Source organism: Anabaena sp. FACHB-83 (genome assembly GCF_014697485.1).
GTDB lineage: Bacteria > Cyanobacteriota > Cyanobacteriia > Cyanobacteriales > Nostocaceae > Nostoc_B.
In genome coordinates, this window is sequence record NZ_JACJRY010000100.1 from 1 (window position 1) to 7,140 (window position 7,140).

At 40.9% G+C, this 7,140-nt stretch carries 6 protein-coding genes; 3 read left to right on the plus strand and 3 right to left on the minus strand.

Going from position 1 to position 7,140, the window contains the following annotated elements; translation table 11 throughout:
* On the plus strand, nucleotides 1-268 hold a 268-nt coding region (locus H6G79_RS35885), incomplete at its 5' end, for a zinc ribbon domain-containing protein (protein ID WP_191049430.1).
* A gap of 51 nt (nucleotides 269-319) precedes the next feature.
* Here H6G79_RS35885 and H6G79_RS35890 read toward each other — a convergent pair.
* Nucleotides 320-1,108, minus strand: a complete 789-nt coding sequence (locus H6G79_RS35890) for an HAD family hydrolase (protein WP_190595274.1) — start codon at nucleotides 1,106-1,108, stop codon at nucleotides 320-322.
* Between the two features lie 639 nt (nucleotides 1,109-1,747).
* On the opposite strand from H6G79_RS35890, the gene H6G79_RS35895 reads away from it, so the two are divergent.
* On the plus strand, nucleotides 1,748-2,296 hold the full coding sequence (locus H6G79_RS35895; RefSeq protein WP_190595273.1) for a redoxin domain-containing protein: 549 nt from the start codon (nucleotides 1,748-1,750) through the stop codon (nucleotides 2,294-2,296).
* 243 nt (nucleotides 2,297-2,539) lie between these two features.
* Complete coding sequence (locus tag H6G79_RS35900; RefSeq protein ID WP_190595272.1) at nucleotides 2,540-3,715, plus strand: ATP-binding protein; 1,176 nt, start codon at nucleotides 2,540-2,542, stop codon at nucleotides 3,713-3,715.
* 7 nt (nucleotides 3,716-3,722) lie between these two features.
* On the opposite strand, the gene H6G79_RS35905 is transcribed toward H6G79_RS35900, so the two are convergent.
* Together H6G79_RS35905 and H6G79_RS35910 are read right to left on the minus strand one after the other, a co-directional pair.
* On the minus strand, nucleotides 3,723-4,631 hold the full coding sequence (locus H6G79_RS35905) for a DUF2207 domain-containing protein (RefSeq protein ID WP_313934725.1): 909 nt from the start codon (nucleotides 4,629-4,631) through the stop codon (nucleotides 3,723-3,725).
* 267 nt (nucleotides 4,632-4,898) lie between these two features.
* Nucleotides 4,899-7,140 (minus strand): S8 family serine peptidase (locus tag H6G79_RS35910; protein ID WP_191049431.1); only part of this gene is annotated, 2,242 nt, incomplete at its 5' end.

Sequence of the window (7,140 nt, forward strand, 5' to 3'; positions counted from 1 at the left end):
TGTCACGGTTGCGGTTAATCCGCAATACACAAGCCAAGAATGCTCTAGCTGTGGTGAAATTGTGAAGAAAACACTATCCACTAGGACACACGTTTGTAAATGTGGTTTTGTGATGGATAGGGATGAAAACGCAGCCAGGATCATCCTTAGTCGAGGATTGGGTACGGTAGGGCATACCGGAACCTTTGCGCTAGACGCAAGCAACGCTTGGGGAGATGCAACCTCTACTCTTGTTGGTGAAAGCCTGTATGAGCAAGTTATGTCTTAGATCCAAGAATCCCCGTGCGTTCACGCCGGGGAGTGTCAAGTCTCTACAAATTTATGACAACCAATCAGAGAAGTTTTTGGTAAACTGTGACAGAGATATTAACTGAATTTGCTCGTCATCTTGCGCTGCTTTTCTTTCTGGTTGGGTATTGTAGCCCCAGTCAGCCAGAAAAAGTTTCACATCCTCCAAATCAGCTTGCTGTTGAACTAACTGCAAAGTCTTAATTCGGTCTTCCACAAACCATAAACTCACCGGCTGTTGATTAGCTGCCTGAATTAATTCTCGCAGAATTTCATATTTCGGACGCTTCACTTCTTTGCCAAAAATTGCTGCCGGAGGTAAATTCACTCCTTCCTGTTGCAACAATTGCTGCACAAAGCGTCCCTCTTTCGTAGTCACAATGAATAACTGTACATGACTATCCAGAGTCAATTTGATTTTTTCAATCACACCCGGATAAAATCTGTGCAGACTTAGCCAGCCGTCTAAATCTGTAGCAATCCATTCATCCCGCAGGTAATCTAGTTTTGCACTGATTTCTCTAGCCTGCAAGTTATCTTTCAATAAAATTTGTGGCGTAATTGTTGTCCATTCCTGAAGAATCTCCTCATCGGACATTCCCGCCAGCAAAGCTTTAATTAAAACAGGCATTTCCCAACCTGTTTCAATCACTGGTCTGAGACGGTAAAATCTCAAAGCCAAGTCATCGGGAGGTGTATCATTATCTGGCAACCAAAGTTTACAGTAGGTTAACCATGCGACCTCAAAATATTCAATTAGTCCGTCGCAAATTACTCCGTCAAAGTCTAAGGCCAAAATTGTAGGACTACTTGCGGTCATTGTTTTGAGGATGAAAACTGCTTTTGTCAGCTTACCTGAAAAATTAAAAATTGGTAGTAATTTTTGCTAGTTTTTTGCAATTTATATTTTTTTCAAAATAGCTTCATATACCTTTAATTATTTATTTTTAACTGGCTGAAAGGAAAATTTCTCTAGAGTTTTGTTATTGATTAATCAATCTAATAATTTATCTCAACCAATCTGGTTATTGCATAAGTTTTTTTTATGTCTATAGGACTGATATTTGATTTCTGAAAAAATCATTACACTCAGATCAGTCTTCTTTCCTACTCCCGACTCCCCATTCCCTATTCCCTACCTATCGCGCTTGCGCTGCGCTTCTCTGCGAGACGCTTTGCGAACGCGCACCACACAAATAAATTCAGAAATCAAACCGGATTCCTATATATCCTGTACCAATTCATTGAAGCGTCTCAGACTGCTTCAATTTGCAGTTAATTATTCATTTTATTAATTTTTACAATTATCTGAATATCTTTAAACAAAGAAATTAAAAAAAGCTTATTTAATTTTTTATTTGCGTTTCTGCGCTCTTAGGTGATGTAAATTAATACCCGGATTCAGCACAGTACAAAACCAACAAGCGCGAGATATAACTATTAAATTGGAAACAAAATCATGATTACCCAATCTGAGAAAACAACCTCACCAAAGCTGCTGATGGGAAATCTGGCTCCTATTTTGGAAGTCAAAACCTTAAATGGAACTATCTGGAAACTAGCTGACCAAACCCCGAAAAACTACACAATGGTTGTATTTTATCGAGGGTTACATTGTCCCATTTGTCAACAGTATATTAGTGATTTAGAGCAGAAACTCGATGATTTCCAAAAACTAGGTGTAGAAGCGATCGCTATCAGTGGTGATTCTCTAGAAAAAGCACAACAATTTCAACAACAAGCTAACATCCAAAATATCAACATTGGCTATGACATCACCCCCGATGAAATGCGACGTTGGGGACTGTATCTGACCAAAGGTCATTTTGAAAGTGAACCAGCCTTATTCAGCGAACCTGCTGTATTTTTAATCAAGCCCGATAATCTTTTATACTTTGCAAACATCGGTACTCATCCTTTCTCACGGGTCGATTTTGGTTTCCTACTTCAAGGACTAGAGTACATCATTCCCAGAAACTACCCTTTCCGTGGAACTGAGTGGGCATAATTTTTAGAATCGATTACCGTTAATTTTGTTGGTGATCTGGAGTGAGGGTAGACAGTTGGTCTATCCCTTACTCTACTCAATCATTCGGTGTTTCTTCGTATTGATGATGATAACTTCATTGATGAGTATTCACCGCAAGACTGATCAGCTAAAATGAAGCTACAAGAATTTCGCACATCATTAACTAACAGCTAGGATGCCTGGCATCAATAAGTTTCATAACTTAAAATTTTAAATCGTTAAATGCCTAGCCTCAAACTCTCAGTGACTGGAGTCGAAATTGTTAAACAAGCGCGTAAAGAAAAAGCTTGGACAATTGACGACCCACGTTGGTTAGAAGCAGTAAGTCAAATTCTCGAACCTGAATTTAGTTGGGAAAATGCAGAAGTATTTGTAGCAGGGGTATCTTTACCAACATGGAAGCGATTTCTTAGGGGCGATGGAATTGATGCCTCAGTGTTCAAGGCATTCTGTCAAGTTTTGGGTTTAAATTGGCAAGAATTAATTGATCGCCCTTTCAAATCACCTTTATCTAGCACCACTCAAATACCCGACATTCCCTTGTTTTTTGGGCGAGATTACGAATTGGCGACACTAATCAAGTCCGTTGAGGGCGGAACACGTCTGTTGGTGATTACTGGAATTGGTGGTATTGGTAAAACCGCTATAGCCACAAAACTAGCAGCAGCTTTGCAGCCACAGTTTAAGCAAACTCTCTGGTTTTCGGTTCATCTCACATCACTATCAACCCATACACCTAAAGCGTTAGAATCCCAAACATTGATGGTTTTTGATGGTTGGGATGAGATTCTCCGTGCTGGACAGTATCCTTTAGGAGCCGAATTTCTCCGCACGGTAGTGCAAACTACTCATAATAGTTGTGTAATTTTGACTAGTCGAGAGCAACCCGAAGGATTAAATATTTTAAGTGCTGCTGGTGCAGTTATTTTCCCTCTCGGCGGACTCATGGAAGGTGCAATTGAGCTTTTGCAACATCATAGACTTACCTTTAATGCTCAACAGTGGGTTGCACTAGTAAATCAATATGGTGGTAATCCTTTATTTTTGAATATGGCAGCTAATTTCATTCACGAATTATTTGCTGGGGATGTAGGAGAATTTTTAGCCTGTGGAACCATAGTCGCTGGAGAATTTGAGCCACTTGTGAGCGAATGGTTAAAGTATATTTCTCCTGTTGAAAAAATCCTGATTAAGTTTTTGACTACAAACATCCAAGGATTCACCCGTGAAGAAATACTATTAAACCTAGCCAGTGATGCGACCAATGGAGATATTTTAAAGGCACTCTTATCATTAAAACGCAGAGGATTGGTAGAAACTATCAAAGATGGGAATAAGGAGCGATTTTTTTTACAACTCGTGATTCTCAAATGCGTGCGACGTTTGTTTAATGAGTGAACCTGACTCAACCGCCACCACCACCGCCGCCACCACCGCCACCACCGCCGCCACCACCACCGCCACCACCACCGCCACCGCCACCACCACCGCCACCGCCACCATGAGAGATGCTGTGGCTACTGGCACTGACACCACCGCCACCTCTAGAACGATTATTAGAGCTACTGAACAAGAAGATAACAAGGAAAAATAACCAGAAAAGCCACCAAAATCCACTATAATTAGGCAGAAACTGTGAATTTTGCCATTGAGGAGTCGTTACATTAGTACCTGTGCGATCAAATGTCACCTGAACTTCCAACTCATTTTTTGGTTCAATTGCATCTTGAGCAACAAACTCAATGATTTTTGTATTCACTTGACGGATATCTGCGGATACTCCATAGCTCTGAAAATCTTTGATACTAGCAGCGAATTGTTCAGGAAGCTCTACGGTTACTTTTGCTTGTTTGATAGAGGCTTGACGATCAGCAAAGATAGCTTTCCAGTATACTTTTGCATTATTGTCATTTACGTGTAATCCGCCAATAACACGGTATTTCAAAACAAAAGTATGACTTTCAGGCGGGTTGAGTTGATGTTCCCAACGAATCCAAAGTTGATTGTTTTCAACTCCTGTTGCGGTAGGTAATAATTTACCATTTTCTGATACGGAAACTTCGGTGATTTTGTCTAATTTATCAATAGGAATATAGCGGTAACGTTGATTTTTATAGTCTCCCGTAAATGTATATTTTTGCGTTTCAGTAATTAACATATCGCCGTTAGTTTGGACGGCAATATTAACATTCATAAATTCCCAATAGAATGGCGGTGATTGTGCTGCGGCATGATTAATCGAAAGTACTAGAATCAGAAATAGACCAAGACAAAATAGACACAATCTTTGGATGCGTTTAGTCCACATATTCATTCAGAAATCCCAAGAATAAATTATTCCAAATTGCTTGCTAGTATGGTCAATCTATAGGAATCCGATTTGATTTGGAGAAAAAATCTAAGTACGACCGTACGCCCCTACCATTGGGGAACATGGAAGTACGATCGCCTATCACCCTCGTTCAAAAATCAGTACACCCAGGTCAAGCTTCTTTCCTACTCCCTACTCCCCATTCCCTACTCCCTGCCTACACAACTAGATTCAGAAATCAAATCGGATTCCTATAGTGATTAAAAATCCTTAAGTATTAACGAAAATATCTGCATTGGTTAAAGACAATCCAGCACTGAGTGTAGCAAATTGGATTCTGGCGATCGCGCCTGTACCATCGGCATCAAAGAACAAGCCGCCTGTTACATTGTTATAAATAAATCTCTGACTACTTGTAGTTGCTGCTGCACCAATGACAAATCGATTAGCCGCGATCGCTGCACCAGCTACTAAACCTCCACCAAAACCAGATGCAGATACAAAAATCGTATCATCAACTACTCTAAAATCAGTAATTCTATCAATACCTTCATTCCGGGAATTGAAATTAAAGCTATCTCTTCCCAAACCACCAGTGAGTGTATCGTTACCAGCACGACCAACAAGAATATCATTGCCAGCACCACCGTTTAGAGTATCATTACCTGCACCACCATTGAGCGTGTTATTCCCACTGTTGCCTGTAATGGAGTTGTTGAGAGTGTTACCAGTGCCATTAATGGCGGCTGTACCTGTCAAAATTAGGTTTTCTAAATTGCTTCCCAAGGTGTAACTGATGGAGGTGCGAATCGTATCTGTACCTTCATTCGCGTTTTCTATAACCACATCTCCGATGCTATCGACAATATATGTATCATTGCCAGCACCACCAGTGAGCGTATTATTCCCACTGTTGCCTGTAATGGAGTTGTTGAGAGCGTTGCCAGTGCCATTAATGGAGGCTGTACCTGTCAAAATTAGGTTTTCTAAATTGGCTCCCAAGGTGTAACTGATGGAGGTGCGAATCGTATCTGTACCTTCATTCGCGTTTTCTATAACCACATCTCCGATGCTATCAACAGTATATGTATCATTACCAGCACCACCAGTCAGACTATCATCACCTCTACCACCAGATAAAACGTTAGCAGCACTATTACCAATAATTGTGTCATTACCATCACCTCCAAAGGCATTTTCGATGATAGTTCCTGTATTGATAATTAACGTAGTTCCATTGAGAATACTTGTAGAACCTGCATTGAGGTCTAGGTAGGAGTTGGAAGTAATCGCCGCAGCATTAATTGTATCTGTACCAGTATTATCACTCAGTGTAGTCGTGCCATAAAAACCATACTCATTGGTGTAAAAATAAGTGTCGTTAGCAGTATCTGTATCCCCATATAAACGCAAATTCCAACTATTAAGGATGCCAGTATCTAAGGGCAGGAATAAATCCCGGATTCTCAATGTCCATTCACCAGCACTGCTTTCTCCCCAATATTGGCTACTAGAAAGCCGAAATACGATATTATCTCCACCGTCTCGCCCATTACCATTATTACCAGGTCGGTTAACCAAAGTACTAACAATACCGCTTGGAGAAATCAGATCAACAACCAAATCACCCCGATAAGGATGAGTCAGATTCAAGTCTACTTCCACCCAATCAATCTCTAAACCAGCAGCAACATTTAAAGTATGAGTAATTCCATTCTCATTGTTATCTAGAATCGTCAAGCCTAAATTACCAGAACTGTAAGAAAGAGACTGCTCGTTGCTAAACACACTCTGCTTTTGCCAAGTTTCTGCCAAACGCACAGCAGCATGAGCATCTACTAAACCAAATCCATAGTCGTGGCTGACGTGTAAACCACCACCATTAAAGTTGTTAGCGCCGTTAATTTGCCAACCTTGGTTATAGAAATCGTTTTGACGAGCAGAATAGGCGAGAATTTCTTGGATGTCTCGATAACCTAAATTGCGATTGGCTTCTAGTAACAAAGCCACTACCCCAGAAACTTGCGGTGCGGCTGCGGAAGTGCCATTAAAACTATAGGTGTAGTCTCCAGAATATTCGCCTTCAAATCCTTGACGATCTGTGGTGACAATACTGCCATAATACCCACTACCAAAAGCCGAAACCAGAATAGATGCACCAGGAGTACTGTAGGGACTGGCAAAGCCATTATGATCAAGTGCCGCTACAGTAATGACTTGGCGAGCGTTTGTATAGTTTGAGTAATTTGTATTCAAACCGCCCTCACGGCTATTTCCAGCCGCAAATACTATTGCAGTTCCTAAGCCATTACGTCCAAATTGAGCCGCATCTTGAATAGCTTGTCCTGCTTGAGCCAATACTGGATTGTTAAAATCAGCTACAAAACCAACTACATAAGCCCAACTATTGTTAGCCACATCAACATTGCGTAATCGCTGCAACGCCCGAATCGTGCTGTTGATATCTGAGTAAGAAAACCGGAAGGAAGCCAGGGTAGAACCATAAGCTACA

Coding starts and splice junctions, on each gene's coding strand:
- H6G79_RS35890 (WP_190595274.1), bottom strand. CDS start 1,108: ATGACCGCAAGTAGTCCTACAATTTTGGCCTTAGACTTTGACGGAGTA.
- H6G79_RS35895 (WP_190595273.1), top strand. CDS start 1,748: ATGATTACCCAATCTGAGAAAACAACCTCACCAAAGCTGCTGATGGGA.
- H6G79_RS35900 (WP_190595272.1), top strand. CDS start 2,540: ATGCCTAGCCTCAAACTCTCAGTGACTGGAGTCGAAATTGTTAAACAA.
- H6G79_RS35905 (WP_313934725.1), bottom strand. CDS start 4,631: ATGAATATGTGGACTAAACGCATCCAAAGATTGTGTCTATTTTGTCTT.